This window comes from Aquihabitans sp. McL0605, from assembly GCF_049993875.1.
Lineage (GTDB): Bacteria > Actinomycetota > Acidimicrobiia > Acidimicrobiales > Iamiaceae > Aquihabitans.
The window spans coordinates 1,656,729-1,674,193 of the sequence record NZ_CP188252.1 but is presented as its reverse complement, the minus strand read 5'-3'; the positions used below and the strand labels follow the sequence as shown (position 1 = coordinate 1,674,193).

Annotated in this window: 10 protein-coding genes; 5 read left to right on the top strand and 5 right to left on the bottom strand. The window is 69.3% G+C overall.

Annotation, left to right across the window (positions count from 1 at the left end; all coding sequences use genetic code 11):
• Window position 1: 1 nt before the first annotated feature.
• On the top strand, window positions 2–385 hold the full coding sequence (rplL, locus tag ACPPVX_RS07525) for a 50S ribosomal protein L7/L12 (protein ID WP_426574280.1): 384 nt from the start codon (window positions 2–4) through the stop codon (window positions 383–385).
• Window positions 386–495: 110 nt separating this feature from the next.
• Here rplL and ACPPVX_RS07520 read toward each other — a convergent pair whose 3' ends face one another.
• Window positions 496–1,998, bottom strand: a complete 1,503-nt coding sequence (locus ACPPVX_RS07520) for a flavin monoamine oxidase family protein (protein ID WP_426574279.1) — start codon at window positions 1,996–1,998, stop codon at window positions 496–498.
• A gap of 231 nt (window positions 1,999–2,229) precedes the next feature.
• On the opposite strand from ACPPVX_RS07520, the gene ACPPVX_RS07515 reads away from it, so the two are divergent.
• On the top strand, window positions 2,230–3,417 hold the full coding sequence (locus ACPPVX_RS07515) for a DUF4214 domain-containing protein (RefSeq protein ID WP_426574278.1): 1,188 nt from the start codon (window positions 2,230–2,232) through the stop codon (window positions 3,415–3,417).
• A 44-nt stretch (window positions 3,418–3,461) separates the two neighbouring features.
• On the opposite strand, the gene ileS is transcribed toward ACPPVX_RS07515, so the two are convergent.
• Window positions 3,462–6,647 (bottom strand): isoleucine--tRNA ligase, encoded by a 3,186-nt coding sequence (ileS, locus tag ACPPVX_RS07510; protein WP_426574277.1) that lies wholly within the window; start codon window positions 6,645–6,647, stop codon window positions 3,462–3,464.
• Between the two features lie 63 nt (window positions 6,648–6,710).
• Here ileS and ACPPVX_RS07505 point away from each other — a divergent pair, with 63 nt between their 5' ends.
• On the top strand, window positions 6,711–7,007 hold the full coding sequence (locus ACPPVX_RS07505; protein WP_426574276.1) for a hypothetical protein: 297 nt from the start codon (window positions 6,711–6,713) through the stop codon (window positions 7,005–7,007).
• A 20-nt stretch (window positions 7,008–7,027) separates the two neighbouring features.
• Here ACPPVX_RS07505 and ACPPVX_RS07500 read toward each other — a convergent pair whose 3' ends face one another.
• From ACPPVX_RS07500 to ACPPVX_RS07490, 3 genes are read right to left on the bottom strand one after another with little or no spacing between them, the layout of a single operon-like run.
• Window positions 7,028–7,672, bottom strand: coding sequence for a hypothetical protein (locus ACPPVX_RS07500; protein WP_426574275.1), 645 nt, complete (start codon window positions 7,670–7,672; stop codon window positions 7,028–7,030).
• A 29-nt stretch (window positions 7,673–7,701) separates the two neighbouring features.
• Window positions 7,702–8,532 carry a TrmH family RNA methyltransferase gene (locus tag ACPPVX_RS07495; protein WP_426574274.1) on the bottom strand — a complete coding sequence of 277 codons (831 nt, stop codon included), beginning with the start codon at window positions 8,530–8,532 and terminating at the stop codon, window positions 7,702–7,704.
• A 4-nt stretch (window positions 8,533–8,536) separates the two neighbouring features.
• A complete protein-coding gene (locus tag ACPPVX_RS07490) occupies window positions 8,537–9,457 on the bottom strand; it encodes a hypothetical protein (RefSeq protein ID WP_426574273.1) in 921 nt (306 codons plus the stop codon).
• A 231-nt stretch (window positions 9,458–9,688) separates the two neighbouring features.
• Here ACPPVX_RS07490 and ACPPVX_RS07485 point away from each other — a divergent pair, with 231 nt between their 5' ends.
• Together ACPPVX_RS07485 and rpoC are read left to right on the top strand one after the other, a co-directional pair.
• A complete protein-coding gene (locus ACPPVX_RS07485; protein WP_426575007.1) occupies window positions 9,689–13,396 on the top strand; it encodes a DNA-directed RNA polymerase subunit beta in 3,708 nt (1,235 codons plus the stop codon).
• Window positions 13,397–13,428: 32 nt separating this feature from the next.
• Window positions 13,429–17,361, top strand: a complete 3,933-nt coding sequence (gene rpoC, locus ACPPVX_RS07480) for a DNA-directed RNA polymerase subunit beta' (protein WP_426574272.1) — start codon at window positions 13,429–13,431, stop codon at window positions 17,359–17,361.
• Window positions 17,362–17,465: the final 104 nt, after the last annotated feature.

Genomic DNA, 17,465 nt, shown 5'->3' with positions numbered 1-17,465 from the left:
CATGGCTACCCAAGAAGAAATCCTCGACTCGATTGCCAACCTGTCCGTCCTGGAGCTCTCCGAGCTCCTCAAGGCGTTCGAAGACAAGTTCGGCGTGACCGCTGCGGCTCCCGCCGCCGTGGCCGTGGCCGGCCCCGCCGGTGGCGGCGCCGCTGCTGACGCTGCCGAAGAGCAGGACGAGTTCGACGTGATCCTCACCGCTGCCGGTGAGAAGAAGATCAACGTCATCAAGGAGGTGCGCTCGCTCACCAACCTCGGTCTCAAGGAGGCCAAGGAGCTGGTCGACGGCGCCCCCTCGCCCATCCTGGAGAAGGCTTCCAAGGACGACGCCAACAAGGCCAAGGAGGCCCTCGAGGCCGCCGGCGCGAGCGTCGAGCTCAAGTAGCACCGAGCGGGCCTGCCCGCTCTGCAATCCTGAACCGAACTTTCTGTGCTGCTCGTTGCCTGGCAACGGTCCGCACAGAGAGTTCGTTCGGTTTTGGGCGAGGGTTCGGGTCAGCCCGGGGGCGGGCCGAGCTCCTTGGCGATGCGGTGGCCGCTGCGGACGGCGCTCTCCATGTAGCCGGCCAGGGTCTCGGTGTGCTCGCCCGCGAGGCGGATGCGGCCGGTGCCGGAACGGATGGCCGGCCAGAACGGTGCCATCTGCCCCGGGTGCGGCACCGCGTACCCACCGCCCGTGTAGCGCTCGTCGGCCCACGCCGTGGTGGCCTGCCGGTGGGCGTCGGCGGCAGGGGCCTCGGGGTACACGGCGGCGAACTGCCGGCGGACCGCGGCGATCCGGTCGTGCTCGGACTGGCTGGCGGCCTCGTCGGCTCCGTCGCCGGTCATGAACGCGGTCAGCAGCGCCTGGCCGCCGGGCCCGGCGTAGGAGTCGGTGGGGGACCAGGCGATCCCGAACGGTTCGTCGGTCACCGTGAAGCCCGAGAGGCGGCCGGCCGGGTCGTGGGCCCAGAACGCCGACCGGTACTGCACGGTGACCTTGGCCGCCTGGCCCAGATCGAGCCCGTCGATCGCGTCGGCCAGGGCGGCAGGCAGCGGCGGCGTGAACGCGACCCGTCGCAGGGGCACGAACGGGCACGCCACCACCAGCCACGCCCCGGCGTACGCCTTGCCGCCGGCGGTCACCGTCACGCCCTCCGGGCCGTGGACCACCTTGGTCACCGGTGCGCCGAGCACCACCCGGTCGCCCAGCTCCTCGGCCATGGCGGCCGGCAGCTGGTCGTTCCCGCCGTGGACGCGCATGGCCTCGACGCCGCTGTCCTCGATGTCCTCGCCCACGGCCGCTTGCTGGGCTGCGAACAGCAGGGACACGTCGTCCATCTCGGCGTTGAACTCCCCGCGGCTGTCGGTGTCGACCAGGAAGCGGGCCTCGGGGAGCAGGTCGAGCCCGTCGACGAAGTCGGCGAGTGATCGGGCGTCGAGCTCGGCGGCGTGCTCGAACGCCTCGGGGTGCTCCGGGTCGATCCCGGCGGCCAGGTCGTCCAGCTCCGTGTAGAAGCGCCCGTAGTCGGCGGCCACCGCGCCGTCGCGGCCGGCCGCGAACGCCGATGTCGTCTGCCGCCGGCCGTGCCACGAGGTGAGGCCGTCGAGGATCTTGTTGGGCGGACGGGCCTCGGTGCGGAGGTGGAAGCGCTCGAGCATCGCGAGCAGATCGTGGTGGTCGATGTCGATCGACTCGCCGCCGGTCTCGGCGTGCAGCCCCTCGGTGAACGAGGTGCGATCGGTGTGGACCCGCCCGCCGACGCGGGTGCGGGCTTCGAGCACCACGACCTGCCAGCCGGCCGCGGTCAGGTCGAGCGCCACCGTGAGCCCGGCCAGCCCCGCCCCCACGACCACGACGCGCTGGGCGGACCGGGCGTCGGGGGTGAGCATCTTGTCCTGGATGCCGGCGCCCTCGGACGGACCGTCTGAGCTGCAGGCCGCCAGGCCGACAGCCGCGGCTGCGGAGAGGCCCAGCGCGATGGCCTGCCGTCGGGTCGGATCGTGCGGCGCGCTCACGGGTGGGACCCTACGGGTCGATCAGGACCACACGGCCGTGTCGCCGCGCACCGGGTGGTCATCGGCGGAGGTGCGGCCGCTCGTCGCGCGCGTCCGGTGCCCCGGTCCCACGCGATCCGAGGACTGAGCCGGCCGCGTTTGGGACCACGTTGGGACCGCCGAAGGCTGGGAACGGGGCGAGGAGGTGGGGATGATGGGCCTTCCGTCCCGGCGCACCCTCGAGGAGCCCACGTGCCCGCTCTCCCCCTTCGTCGCACCACCTTGATGGCACTGGTGGTCGCCGGCTGCCTGGCGGTGAGCCTCACGCCGACGCCGGCGTCGGCCGCCACCGACTGCGCGCACGACTGGGTGCCGACGCCGCCGAGCAACGACAACAAGGCGAACCCGAAGGACTTCGGGGGACCGATCTTCTCGACGAGCGGCCACACCTGCTGGGCCACCAAGGAGGCGGGAGAAGCGGCCCACGCCGGCCAGCCGGCGGCCAAGTCGGTGTGGCTGACGATGGACACCTTCGAGGCCTACACCCAGCGCATCGACGTCTACACGGCCGGGAGCGACTTCGACACCCGACTCGCCGTGTACAGCGAGACCGGTGCCCTCGTCGCCGCCAACGACGACGCCACCAGTTCGAACCGGACGAGCAAGGTGTCCTGGCTGCAGACCCGGGTGCGCGACGACTACCGGGTGGCGATCGACGGCTACACGAACGCGAGCTCGGTGACCGCCGACGGCACCTACATCATCAGCTACTCGCTGCCGCTCGTGGCGTTCACGTCGACGACGCACCTCACCCGGGCGACGATGAAGATCTACGCCGACCGGGCCCCGACCTCGGCGGAGATCAGCAAGACCGTCGACGAGTACCGGAACGGCCACTACTTCCAGCCCGGATTCATCATGGTGCACCGGGCGAGCGCGTCGATCTCCGAGGCCATGCCCGTCGCCCGGCTCTACACCGCGGTGTTCAACCGGCTGCCCGACCCGAGTGGGCTGGCCTACTGGATCAAGAAGCTCCGGACCGGGGCCTCGCTCAACACCATCGCCGCCAACATGACCACGTCGAGCGAGTTCAAGAACACCTACGGGAGCCTTGGCAACGGCCAGTTCGTCGACCTCGTCTACAACAACGTGCTGAAGCGGGCGCCCGACAGCAACGGTCGCACCTACTGGGTGAGCAAGCTCGACGGCGGGTTCAAGCGCTCGGCGATGATGGCGCAGTTCTCCGAGAGCAACGAGTTCGTCACCAAGTCGGCCAACCTGATGTTCACGGCGATCATCTGGCGGCTCGGCCACGGCTCCAAGAACGACGCCCAGCTCAAGGCGATGATCGACGGGGGCGGTGCTCAGTTCAACAGCGTCGACTCGTTCGGCCTGCTGCTCGAGGACGCCGGCTTCAAGAGCTACGTGGCCGGCCTCTGATGGGTGGAGGAGGGCGCAGGCCGACGGCTCCCAGCGCCGCTGCTTCAGGCCCTGGCCACCGAGAAGGTGACCTCGACCCCGTCGAGCGCGCACCCGCTCGGCTGCGGCTCGTCGACGTAGGACACCGAGGTGGCCAGGACGCTGTCGGCGAGGTGCTGCTGGTTCGCCGCCACCATCGCCTGCACCTCGTCGGGGAGCTGGAGACGGAGGCTGATGCGGTCGGTGACGTCGAGCCCGCCGTCCTTGCGGGCCTGCTGGACCGCTCGGACCAGGTCTCGGGTGATGCCCTCGGCGTGCAGCTCGGGCGTGACGTTGGTGTCGAGGGCGACGACCAGGCCGGTGTCGATCGTGCGGCCCTCGGGGTCGACGTAGCGGACGGGCGCCGCGGCCACGTCGTCGGCGGTCTGCAGCACGAGCTCGTACTCGCCCTCCTGGAGTGCGTGACCCCCCACGACCACCGATCCGTCGGCAGCCCGTGACCAGTCGCCGGCCTTGGCGGCCTTGATGACCTCTTGCACCTGTTTGCCGAGGCGGGGTCCGAGGACGCGGGGGTTGGGCCGCACGACCTCGGTGCCGTAGGCGGTGCGGTCACCGGAGACCTCGACGGCCTTCACGTTGAGCTCGTTGGCGATCAGGTGGGAGAACGGGGCCAGCGCCGCGGCGCGGTCGCCGGCCACCGCCAGCGACGGGAGGGGCAGCCGGCTGCGGAGCTTGCGCTCCTCGCGCAGGCCGAGGGCGGTGGAGCACACGGCCCGGACCTCGTCCATGGCCCGCACCAGCTCGGGGTCGGCCGGCAGCACCGACGCGTCGGGCCAGTCCGCCAGGTGGACGGACCGCTCGCCGGTGAGCCCGGTGTGGATCTCCTCGGCCAGCATCGGCAGGAGCGGGGCGACGACCTTCGAGAGGGTCACCAGCACCGTGTAGAGGGTGTCGAACGCGTCGGCCTTGTCGGCCGACGCGGCCCCGCCGTCGGCGGCCACGGCACCCGGCGCCCAGAAGCGCTCGCGGCTGGAGCGGATGTACCAGTTGTTGAGGGCGTCGAGGTACGACGTGATCTGGTTGCAGGCGCCGGCGATGTCGTAGGCGTCCATGGCGGTGGTTACGGCGTCGACCAGCGTGCGCGTCTTGGCCAGGAGGTAGCGGTCCAGCTCGCCGGTGGCGTCGGTCCGGAACCGGGCCTGGTACCCGTCGGCGTTGGCGTAGAGCGTGAAGAAGTGGAAGGCGTTCCAGATCGGGTTGAGCACCAGGCGCACCATGTCGGTGATGCCCGAGCCGTCCTCGGCGATCTTGAGGTCGCCGCCGCGCAGGATCGGCGAGGACATCAGGTACCAGCGCAGCGCGTCGGAGCCGATCTCCTCCATGATCTCTTCGGGGTCGGGGTAGTTGCGGAGCTTCTTGGACAGCTTCCGTCCCTCGGCATCGAGCACCACGCCGTGGCAGTTGACGTTGGCGAAGGCCGGGCGGTCGAACAGCGCGACCGACAGGACGTGCAGCGTGTAGAACCAGCCGCGCGTCTGGGCGATGTACTCGACGATGTAGTCCGCCGGGGCGTGGGAGTCGAACCACTCCTTGTTCTCGAACGGGTAGTGCACCTGGGCGTAGGGCATGGAGCCGGAGTCGAACCAGCAATCGAGCACCTCGGGCACCCGCCGCATGGTGGACCGCCCGGTGGGGTCGTCGGGGTTGGGCCGGGTCAGCTCGTCGACGACCGGCCGGTGCAGGTCGTCGGGACGCACGCCGAAGTCGGCCTCGATCTCGTCGAGGCTGCCGTAGACGTCGGTGCGCGGGTAGGCCGGGTCGTCGCTCTGCCAGATCGGGATGGGCGAGCCCCAGAACCGGTTGCGGCTGATGGACCAGTCGTGGGCTCCCGCCAGCCACTTGCCGAAGGACCCGTCCTTCACGTGCTCGGGGATCCAGTTGATCTCCTGGTTGTGGGCCAGGAGCCTGTCGGTGAGGTCGCTCACGCGGACGTACCAGGACGACATGGCCCGGTAGATGATGGGCGTGTCGGTCCGCCAGCAGTGCGGGTAGTTGTGGTCGTACGTCTCGTGCCGCAGGACCCGGCCCTCGGACTTGAGGTGCCGGATGATGTCGGGGTTGGCGTCGAACACGTTGACACCGGCCCAGTCGGGCACGTCCTCGGTGAACTGGCCCTTCTCGTCGACCGGGACGACGAGCGGGATGCCGGCGGCGTTGCCGACGCGCTGGTCGTCCTCGCCGAAGCCGGGGGCGATGTGCACGACGCCCGTGCCTTCTTCGGTGTCGATGAAGTCGCCGGCGAGCACCCGGAAGCTGTGGGGGTTGTCGGCGAAGTAGCCGAACAGCGGCGCGTAGCTGCGGCCGACCAGCTCGGCCCCGGTGAGCGTGGCCACCGGGGTGGCCTCGCCCAGCTCGGCGGCGTAGTGGGCGAGGGTGGCCTCGCCGAGGACGTAGTGCGTGCCGTCGTGCTCGACCACGGCGTAGGTGAGGTCGGGGCCCACGGCGAGCGCCAGGTTGGACGGCAGCGTCCACGGCGTGGTGGTCCAGGCCAGGAGCTTGAGCGGGCCGGGATCGCCGTCGACGGGATCGAGGTCGAACGCCACGGTGATGGCTGGGTCCTGGCGGGGACGGGTGGCGTCGTCGAGGCGGATCTCGAAGTTGCTCAGGGGCGTCTCGGCCCCCCAGCTGTAGGGCAGCACGCGGTAGGCCTCGTAGATGAGGCCCTTGTCCCAGAGCTGCTTGAAGGCCCAGATCACGCTCTCCATGTAGGAGAGGTCCATCGTCTTGTAGTCGTCCTGGAAGTCGACCCAGCGGGCCTGGCGGTTGACGTAGCGCTCCCACTCGGCGGTGTAGCGCAGGACCGAGGTGCGGCAGTAGTCGTTGAACTTGTCGATGCCGAACTCGTTGATGGCCTTGTGGCCGGCGATGCCCAGCTCCTTCTCGGCCTCCATCTCGGCGGGCAGGCCGTGGGTGTCCCAGCCGAAGCGGCGGGCGACCCGGTGGCCGCGCATCGTCTGGTAGCGGGGGACGACGTCCTTCACGTAGCCGGTGAGGAGGTGCCCGTAGTGCGGGAGGCCGTTGGCGAACGGGGGACCGTCGTAGAAGACGTACTCCTGGTCGGCGGGGCGCTGGGAGACCGAGGCCTCGAACGTGCCGTCGGCCGCCCAGAACTCCAGGATCCGGCGCTCGATCGCGGGATAGTCCGCGCGGCTCGGAACCTTCGGGTACGGGGGCTGGGCGTCGCTGCTCACGACCGGTGAGCCTACCGACCACCCCTGTCACCTCCCGAAGCCGTTCCGGGCGATGATGGCGCCATGCGCCACGCCCGCTTCGACGTCGCCCACCTCGCGATCGAGCAGGTGCCCGTGATCCTGAAGGCGGCCTACCTGCTGGTGGCCGAGCAGGACGGCATCGACGCCCTGCAGTGGGAGTGCCTCGCCTATGCCCTCGACCCCGCTCCCATCCCGCGGGGCACCTACCGGGTGGAGATCGACACGCTCGACGGCCGCCGGCTCTCGGGCACCGCGGTGCTGGTCCGGTCGGTCGACGGGGCCCACGTGCTCCGCGGCGATGGTGCGCTCGACGGCGTCACCGCCGACGATCTCAGCTGAGCGCCCAGCGCTCGGAGGCGTCAGAGCGCCTGGATGGCGAGCGAGAGGAACGCCAGCGACGCCATCACCGCCGAGATCAGCCAGGCCCACAGTCCGATGGTCACCGCCAGCCAGAGGTTGCGGAGGCGGTCGGGGGTGAACGGGATCAGCAGGTCGTGGCGCTTCGGGTCGGGGGAGGCCAGACCGATCACCGAGCTGACCAGCTGCCCGGTCCGGACCGCTCGCCGCATCCGGCCCAGCCCGGCGTTCTTGGCGGCCTTGCGATCGCGCAGGCGGCCGGCCAGCTTGTGCAGCTCGGGGCTGCCCTTGGCGCGCAGCACCAGGTCCTGGGCCTGGGCCAGCACCTCGTTGGGGCGCCGGATGGCCGCCGCCAGCGCCCGCGTCCGCATCCCCACGTACCCGGCGATCACCAGCGTGGGCAGGCCGGCGGCCACCGCGATGGCCGCACCGGGCAGCGAGTGGTGCCAGGCCCAGACGCCGAGGAGCAGCGCCACCAGCCCGGTCAGCCCGGCGGCCACGCAGATCAGCTCGATGGTGCGGTGCAGGGCCCCGATGACCACGCTCAGGGTCCGCGGCCCCGACCGGGTGAGCAGCCGAGTGACGAACGCGACGTCGTCGGTCCCGTCGCCCTGCACGTCTCCGCCTCGCGGCGCGCCGTCGCTCACGACGGCCACCCTACGGTCGGCCGGGTCCGTCAGGGACGGCCGCGGCCGAGCACGTAGCAGGCGATGGCCGCGGCGGCGCCCACGTTGAGCGAGTCGACGCCGTGGTGGATCGGGATGCGCACGCGGCGCCCGACCCTGGCCATGGTCTCCTCTGTCAGGCCCGGTCCCTCGGCGCCGAGGACCAGGGCGACCTTCTCGTCGGGAGCGAGGACGACGTCGTCGATGGGCTCGGCCGCCCTTTCTGGGGTGAGGGCGATCAGGGAGAAGCCGGCGTCGGTCACCTGGTCGATGCCCTCGGGGAACCGCTTGGTCCGGGCCCAGGGGAGCGCGAACACCTCGCCCATCGCCACCCGCGACGCCCGGCGGTAGAGCGGGTCGCAGCACGAGGGGTCGAGGAGGAGGGCATCGGCGCCCAGCCCGATCGCGCTGCGGGCGATCACCCCGAGGTTGGTGGGGTTGCTCACGTTCTCGAGCACCACCGCCCGGGTGGCGCCGGCCAGCGCCTCGGCCACGCTGCGCTCCTCGCGGCGGTCGAGGGCGGCGATGAGCCCGCGGTGCATGGCCATGCCGGTGATCTTGAGCACCACGTCCTCGCCGGCGGCGTAGACGGGCACGGCGGCGTCGAGCGCGGCGGGCAGGGGATCGGTGCGCCGGGCGTCGACCAGGACCGCCCGCACCCGGTAGCCGGCCCGGATGGCCCGCTCGACCACCAGGTCGCCCTCGGCGATGAAGATCCCGGCCATGTCGCCGCCGGGGGCCTCGCGCCGGCGCCGCAGCTCGTGGTCGCGCAGCCCGACGAACTCCTCGATGCGCGCGTCGGCCACGTCGGTGACGGGGATCCAGCCTGCGGTGCTGGTCACGGGCTCAGCCACCGACGGTGATGAGGTGCTCGGCGCCGTCGGTGGCGACCTCGGTGATGGTGGGGGCGACGAAGCTCGACACGTAGAGGGTCCCGTCGTCGGCGAACGACAGGTTGTCGAACGGCGCGCCGTGCTTCACCGTCCGGACGACCTTCGACGTCTTGTGGGCGAGGTCGACGGCGATGACCTGCCCGGTGATGTTGGCGAGCACGTAGGCGCGGCCCTGGGCGTCGGTCGTGCCGGCGGCGACAGGGGGCAGGCCGCCTGCGATCGTGGTCACCTTCGCGGTGTCGGGGTCGATGGCGACCGCCGCGCTGGGCCCGGTGAGCCCGCCGGACGGGGCCACGATCGTGCCGTCGGCGACGATGCCGAAGGCGTTGATGTCGGGCAGGCCGGAGCCGATGGCGACCGCCGCCACCGGATCGGCCGTGGTGTCGATCGCCGACAGCACCCCGTCGGGGCCGAGGGTCCCGATGTAGAGGGTGCCGTCGGGCGCGAACTCGATGGGGTTGATGCCCGCCTCCATCCTGGTGGCCACCGAGTAGCGCCCGTCGACGATGTGGCCCACGTCGCCGTTGACGAAGCCGGCCGACCAGATCGAGCCGTCGGGTGCGATGGCGATGTCGTCGGGTCCGGCCCCGCGGGTGTCGAACCGCTGGAGGATGGTCCCGTCGGCCCGGTCGATCTGGAGGATCTCGTCGTCCTCGATGCTGGCCACCCAGATCGTGTCCCCCTGCACCGCGATGCCGTTGATCGTGCTCGGCGGCGTCTGGTCGTCGGCCGGTGCCGGCTCGGAGGTGGTGGTGGCCGCCCCGCTCGTGGTGGTGGCCTTCGCCGAGGAGCCGCCCGAGCCGTCCGAGCCGCCCGACGAGCACCCGGCGCCCACCACCGCCACCACGGCCAGCCCGACCAGGAGTCGCTTCATGGCAGCGCAACCTACGTGGTCGTCCGCGAACCACGCCGGATCCGGGGTCGGTCGGTACCTGACGAAATCCTTGACCTGTGGAGGCACTCGGTTTACCGTCACCCGGAACTCAGCAGCCCAGCCCGGAGACCTCAGGTCCGGGTTGTATTCGCGTGCGACCGTCGCTAGGATCGCCCCTCGCCGTGGTGCAGCGTGCTGGCTCTCAGAAATGGTTGATCGAAGCGACGCGCCCTGCCACCGCCACTCACCGCGTCACCACCATCTGCTGAGGAGCCTGCGTTGTCCTCTCGTTCCACCATCCGGGACCGTTATTCGTTCGCGAACCTGGAGGATGTCCTCCCGCTTCCCGACCTGATCGCGATCCAGCGCGAATCCTTCGACTGGTTCCTCGATCAAGGCCTGGCGGACACGTTCCGCGACATCTCGCCGATCAAGGACTTCACCGAGACCCTGCAGCTCGAGCTGGAGTTCGACCCCAGCGACGAGGACCTGCGCCCCACCCCCAAGTTCACGGTGGAGGAGTGCAAGGAGCGGGACATGACCTACTCCGCACCGATCTTCGTGCGGGCCCGGTTCATCAACGCCAACACCGGTGAGATCAAAGAGCAGACGGTCTTCATGGGCGACTTCCCCAAGATGACCACCAAGGGCACCTTCGTCATCAACGGCACCGAGCGCGTCGTGGTGTCGCAGCTCGTCCGCTCGCCCGGCGTCATCTTCCAGCCCGGTGAGCGCTTCCGCCTGCGCAACCTGGCCAAGCACCAGCTGGTCACCGGCACCATCCACCCCTACCGCGGCGAGTGGATCGAGTTCGACGTCGAGCAGAAGCCCGGCAAGGACGTCACCGCCGGCACCCGCGTCGCCCGCAAGCGCCGCCTCGGCATCTTCGTGCTGCTGCGGGCCCTCGGCTACGACGAGGAGAACGCTCCGGGCTTCCTGGAGGCGTTCGTCCGCCACTTCGACTTCCTCGAGGGCCAGTGGGAGAAGGAGCGAGACATCGCTCCCACCCAGGAAGAGGCGCTCGTCGAGATCTACAAGCGCGCTCGCCCCGGCGAGCCGCCGTCGGTCGAGTCGGCCAAGGCCTACTTCCGCAACGCGTTCTTCGAGAGCCGCCGCTACGACCTCAGCCGGGTCGGCCGCTACAAGCTCGACCGCAAGCTCGGCCACGAGATCGACAAGATCGCCGAGCTCTTCCCGATGCTCGAGGGCCGGGGCAAGGCCTCCGAGGCCGTGACCGGTGGCCTGATGGCCGATGGCGTCACCCCGCTGCTCGACCGTCCCGAGCCGGGCCAGCCCGTGCTCAGCCGCTGCGAGGTCCTCGCGGCCTGCACCTACCTCCTGCACCTCGTCCAGGCCACGCCGGGCTACCGCCTCGACGACCAGGACCACTTCGCCAACCGCCGCATCCGGTCGGTGGGCGAGCTCATCCAGAACCAGGTCCGCATCGGCCTCTCCCGCATGGAGCGGGTGGTGCGCGAGCGCATGACCACCCAGGACGTCGAGGCCATCACGCCCCAGACGCTCATCAACATCCGTCCCGTGGTGGCTGCCATCAAGGAGTTCTTCGGAACCTCGCAGCTGTCGCAGTTCATGGACCAGGTCAACCCCCTGTCGGGCCTCACCCACCGCCGCCGCCTCTCGGCGCTCGGCCCGGGTGGCCTCTCCCGTGAGCGGGCCGGCTTCGAGGTCCGAGACGTGCACTTCAGCCACTACGGCCGCATGTGCCCCATCGAGACCCCAGAAGGCCCGAACATCGGCCTGATCGGCGCCCTGGCCACCTTCGCCCGGGTCAACGAGTTCGGCTTCATCGAGTCGCCGTACCGCCGGGTCGTCGACGGTGTCGTCACCGACGAGATCATGTACCTCGCTGCCGATGAGGAGGAGGAGTACGTCGTCGCCCAGGCCAACACCCCGGTCAACGCCGACGGCACCTTCGCCGAGGATCGCGTGCTCGTGCGCCGCTCCCCGCAGGCCGCCTCCCTCGAGGACCTCCGCCTCCAGCTCGAGCGGGACATCTTCTTCGGTGCCACCACGGACATCCAGTTCGTGCCCGGCGCCGAGGTCCAGCTCATGGACGTGTCGCCCAAGCAGATCGTCTCGGTCGGCGCCGCCCTCATCCCGTTCCTCGAGCACGACGACGCCAACCGTGCCCTCATGGGCGCCAACATGCAGAAGCAGGCCGTGCCGCTGGTCAAGGCGGAGGCGCCCTACATCGGCACCGGCGTCGAGAGCCGTGCGGCCCGAGACGCCGCCGACATGATCATCGCCACCGATGACGGCGAGATCATCGAGGTCGACGGCACGCTCATCAAGGTCGCCTACAAGACCCAGGGCAACGTCACCTACAAGCTCAACAAGTTCGAGCGGTCCAACCAGGACACCTGCATCAACCAGCGGCCCATCGTGTCCGCCGGCGAGAAGGTCAACGCCGGTGACATCCTGGCCAACGGCCCGAGCACCGACAACGGCGAGCTCGCCCTCGGCAAGAACCTCCTCGTGGCCTTCATGCCCTGGGAGGGCTACAACTTCGAGGACGCCATCATCCTCTCGGAGCGCCTGGTGAAGGACGACGTGCTCACGTCGATCCACATCAAGGAGCACGAGATCGATGCCCGTGACACCAAGCTCGGCCCCGAAGAGATCACGCGGGACATCCCGAACCTGAGCGAGGACATCCTCGCCGACCTCGACGAGCGCGGGATCATCCGCATCGGCGCCGAGGTCGAGGCCGGCGACGTGCTGGTCGGCAAGGTCACGCCCAAGGGCGAGACCGAGCTCACCCCCGAAGAGCGCCTCCTGCGGGCCATCTTCGGCGAGAAGGCCCGTGAGGTCCGAGACACCTCCCTGAAGGTGCCGCACGGCGAGACCGGCAAGGTCATCGACGTCCGGGTCCAGACCCGCGAGGACGGCCACGAGCTGCCCCCCGGCGTCAACCAGCTGGTCAAGGTCTACGTCGGCCAGCGCCGCAAGATCTCGGTGGGCGACAAGCTCGCCGGTCGCCACGGCAACAAGGGCGTCATCTCCCGGATCCTGCCCATCGAGGACATGCCGTTCCTCGCCGACGGCAGCCCGGTCGACATCATCCTCAACCCCCTCGGCGTGCCCTCCCGCATGAACGTGGGCCAGGTCATGGAAGCCCACCTGGGCTACGCGGCCCGCTGGGGCTGGGACACCGAGAAGTCCGGCAAGGTCGGTGACGAGGCCTGGCGTACCGAGCGCAAGACCCGTCCCGCCACCCCGCCGGCCAAGCTCATCGCCACCCCGGTGTTCGACGGTGCCTTCTGGGACGAGGAGACAGCGGCCAAGAAGCACCCCACCATCCAGCAGATCCTCACCAACCTCACCCCGGAGTCTCCCTACGAGGAGTACGGCGACGGCGGCCGGTTGATCCAGGACAACGGCAAGACCACGCTCTACAACGGGCGCACGGGCGAGGCCTACGACAACCCGATCACCGTCGGGTACATGTACATCCTCAAGCTCGCCCACCTGGTGGACGACAAGATCCACGCCCGGTCCACCGGCCCCTACTCCATGATCACCCAGCAGCCGCTCGGTGGTAAGGCGCAGTTCGGTGGCCAGCGCTTCGGCGAGATGGAGGTGTGGGCCCTCGAGGCGTACGGCGCCGCCTACTGCCTGCAGGAACTGCTCACCATCAAGTCCGACGACGTCCTCGGCCGCGTGAAGGTCTACGAGGCCATCGTCAAGGGCGAGAACATCCCCGAGCCCGGCATCCCCGAGTCCTTCAAGGTGCTCATCAAGGAGATGCAGGCCCTGTGCCTGAACGTCGAGGTCCTCGCCAAGTCCGGCGAAGAGATCGAGATGCGCGAGCTCGACGAAGACATCTTCCGTACCGCTGAAGAGCTCGGCATCGACCTCTCTCGGCCCGAGCGCGGGTCCGATGAAGAGGACGAGCGTCGCCGGGCCGAGCGGGCCTGACCGGATCGACTGAGAGAAGAGAAGAGAACAACATGCTCGACGTCAACAACTTCGACCAGCTCCGGATCGGCCTGGCCACCGCGGATTCCATCCGCATGTGGTCCAACGGCGAGGTCAAGAAGCCGGAGACCATCAACTACCGCACGCTCAAGCCGGAGAAGGACGGGCTCTTCTGCGAGAAGATCTTCGGTCCCACCAAGGACTGGGAGTGCTACTGCGGCAAGTACAAGCGGGTGCGCTTCAAGGGCATCATCTGCGAGCGCTGCGGCGTGGAGGTCACCCGCTCCAAGGTCCGGCGCGAGCGCATGGGCCACATCGAGCTGGCCGCCCCCACCGTCCACATCTGGTACCTCCGCGGCACCCGTTCGTGGCTGGCCTACCTGCTCATGGGCACCGAGCCCCGTGAGGAGCTGAAGGCCAAGCAGCTGGAGAAGGTCATCTACTTCGCCGCCAACCTCGTCGTCTCCGTCGACGAGGAGAAGCGCGACCAGGACCTGCCCAGCCTCGAGGCCGAGGTGCTCGCCGAGCGCGAGGACCTCGAGAAGGAGCGCGAGCTGGAGCTGGCCCGCCGGCTCGAGGATCTCGAGAAGGAGATCACCGAGCTCGAGGGCGAAGGCGCCAAGGATGCCGACATCAAGGCCCGCCAGAAGCAGGCCGACAAGGACCTCACCGCCATCCGTGAGCGCTGGGAGCTCGAGCTCGACGTCCTGAACCGGGCGTTCGACGAGTTCAAGACCATGTTCTCCCGTCAGATCATCGAAGACGAGATGCTGTGGCGTGAGCTCGAAGACCGCTACGGCGACTACTTCGAGGGCGGCATGGGCGCCGATGCGATCAAGTCGCTCATCGCCAAGCTCGACTTCGACGAGGAGGAGATCAAGCTCCGCGCCGCCATCGACCCGCAGGAGGGCCAGCGCCCCCTGTCGGCGCAGCGCAAGCAGAAGGCCATCAAGCGCCTGAAGATCGTCTCGTCGTTCAACCAGCGCGACGAGAACGGCAAGCGGATCAACGATCCCGGCGCCATGATCCTCGACGTCGTCCCGGTGATCCCGCCGGAGCTGCGTCCCATGGTCCAGCTCGACGGTGGCCGCTTCGCCACCTCCGACCTGAACGACCTCTACCGCCGGGTGATCAACCGGAACAACCGCCTGAAGCGCCTGCTCGACCTCGGGGCTCCCGAGATCATCGTGAACAACGAGAAGCGGATGCTCCAGGAGGCGGTCGACGCCCTCTTCGACAACGGCCGTCGCGGCCGTCCCGTCACCGGCCCGGGCAACCGCCCGCTGAAGTCGCTGTCGGACATGTTGAAGGGCAAGCAGGGCCGGTTCCGCCAGAACCTCCTCGGCAAGCGCGTCGACTACTCCGGCCGTTCGGTCATCGTCGTCGGCCCCACGCTCAAGCTGCACCAGTGCGGCCTGCCCAAGCTCATGGCGCTCGAGCTCTTCAAGCCCTTCGTCATGAAGAAGCTGGTCGACGCCGAGCTGGCGCAGAACATCAAGAGCGCCAAGCGCATGGTCGAGCGCCGTCGGCCCCAGGTGTGGGATGTCCTCGAAGAGGCCATCAAGGAGCACCCGGTCATGCTCAACCGTGCCCCCACGCTCCACCGCCTGGGCATCCAGGCCTTCGAGCCGGTGCTGGTCGAGGGCAAGGCCATCCAGATCCACCCGCTGGTGTGCACCGCCTTCAACGCCGATTTCGACGGCGACCAGATGGCTGTCCACCTGCCGCTCTCGGCCGAGGCCCAGGCTGAGGCCCGCGTGCTGATGCTGTCGGCCAACAACGTGCTGTCGCCGGCCCACGGCCGGCCGCTGGTCACGCCCACCCAGGACATGATCATCGGTGCCTTCTACCTCACCGAGATCGTGCCCGACGAGAAGGGCAACGGCCGCGTGTTCCGCCACCTCCACGAGGTGGAGCGGGCCTACGAGGCCGGCGACCTGGAGCTGCACGCCCCCATCCAGTTCCGCGGGCTCGGCGAGGACGGCGAGCGGATCATCACCGATGACACCACCGCCGGCCGGTTGTTCTTCAACCGCACCCTGCCCGAGTCGTTCGAGTACATGAACAAGCGCATCTCCAAGAAGGAGATGGGCGAGATCGTGGACCGCCTGGCTCGAGGCGAGGCCAAGAACGTGGTCTCGAGCAGCCTCGACGCCATCAAGAACCTGTGCTTCCGCTACGCGGCCCAGTCCGGCATCACCATCTCCATCGACGACGTGAAGACGCCGCCGGAGAAGGCCGGGATCATGGAGGACCACGAGCTCCAGGCCCAGAAGGTCGAGGACCAGTTCCGTCGGGGCATCATCACCGACGGTGAGCGCCGCCAGAAGGAGGTGGAGATCTGGACCGATGCCACCGACATGGTGCGTACCGCGATGGAGCTCAACCTCAAGAAGCAGAAGTTCAACCCCATCGAGATGATGGTGGGCTCGGGCGCTCGAGGAAACATGATGCAGGTCCGGCAGATCGCCGGCATGCGTGGCCTCGTGGCCAACCCTCGTGGCGACATGATCCCTCGTCCCATCAAGTCCAACTTCCGTGAGGGGTTGGAGATGCTCGAGTACTTCATCGCCACGCCTGGTGCTCGGAAGGGCCTCGTCGATACGGCCCTCCGGACCGCCGACTCCGGCTACCTCACCCGTCGCCTCGTCGACGTGGCCCAGGAACTGATCATCAACGACGAGGATCCGTTCGAGAAGGCCGAGGCCTCCGGGTCGCCCATCCGCGGCATCTGGCTCGAGGACATCGGTCCCGACACGGCCAACAAGCGCTCGTACATCGAGACCACGCTCTACAGCCGCACCCTGGCCAACGACGTCACCTGCGAAGACGGCACCGTGTACCCCAAGGGCACCATCGTCAACGAGCCGATCATGGAGCACCTCCGTGACGACCCGACGGTCACCCGGGTCCGCGTGCTGTCGCCGCTCACCGACGACTCCGCGGCGGGCATCTCGGCGGCGAGCTACGGCATGTCGCTGGCCACGGGCAAGGACATCGAGGTCGGCGAAGCCGTCGGCGTCATCGCGGCCCAGTCCATCGGCGAGCCCGGCACGCAGCTCACCATGCGTACCTTCCACACCGGCGGCATCGCCGGCTCCGACATCGCCGGCGGTCTGCCCCGGGTGGTCGAGCTCTTCGAAGCTCGCTCGCCCAAGGGCAAGGCCACTCTGGCCCGCACCACCGGTGTGGTCCGGATCGGCGAGGACGAGGGCAAGGGCCGCGTCATCACCATCGTCGGCGACGATGGCACCGAAGACCAGGTGATCGTGCCTTCGCTGGCCCGGCTCGAGGTCAACGACGGTGACGAGGTCGAGGCTGGCGACGCGCTGGTCGAGGGCGCCCGTGACCCCAAGGAGCTCCTCGAGATCCGCGGTGTCCGTGAGACCCAGAGCTACCTCGTCGCCGAGGTCCAGAAGGTGTACCGCGAGCAGGGCGTGTCGATCCACGACAAGCACATCGAGCTCATCGTGCGCCAGATGACCCGTCGGGTCACGGTCCTCGAGACCAACGACTCCGACTTCCTCCCCGGGGAGCGCGTCGACCAGAAGGCGTTCGCCGATGCCAACAAGCTCCTCGTCGAAGAGGGCAAGCGCCCGGCCGAAGGCCGCGTGGAGCTGATGGGCATCACCAAGGCATCGCTCGCCACCGACTCGTGGCTCTCGGCGGCCTCCTTCCAGGAGACCACCCGGGTCCTCACCGAAGCGGCGATCGACTCCCGGTCCGACTCCCTCGTCGGCCTCAAGGAGAACATCATCATCGGCAAGCTCATCCCGGCCGGTACCGGCAAGCACGTCTACCGAGACATCGAGACGCACGCTCCCGACTACCAGCCGATGGCCTTCTACTCGTCCGACGGCGAACAGCTCGACGACAGCGAGTACCTGGCCGGCCTCGTGGCCGATGCCCAGGCCGAGGAGCCGGTGGCCCAGGTCATCGACCTGCCCACCCCCACCGACGCCTGACGCCCGCCGGCTCCGGCCGGTGGACCGAACGTGCTGCGAAGGGCGCCTCCGGGCGCCCTTCGTCGCGCTCCGGGACGGTGCCAACCGGGCCCTGGATCACCTCG

What these genes read in the sequence shown, in the direction of transcription:
- rplL (WP_426574280.1), top strand. Translation starts at nt 2, where the DNA reads ATGGCTACCCAAGAAGAAATCCTCGACTCGATTGCCAACCTGTCCGTC.
- ACPPVX_RS07505 (WP_426574276.1), top strand. Translation starts at nt 6,711, where the DNA reads ATGCGCCACGCCCGCTTCGACGTCGCCCACCTCGCGATCGAGCAGGTG.
- ACPPVX_RS07490 (WP_426574273.1), bottom strand. Translation starts at nt 9,457, where the DNA reads ATGAAGCGACTCCTGGTCGGGCTGGCCGTGGTGGCGGTGGTGGGCGCC.
- rpoC (WP_426574272.1), top strand. Translation starts at nt 13,429, where the DNA reads ATGCTCGACGTCAACAACTTCGACCAGCTCCGGATCGGCCTGGCCACC.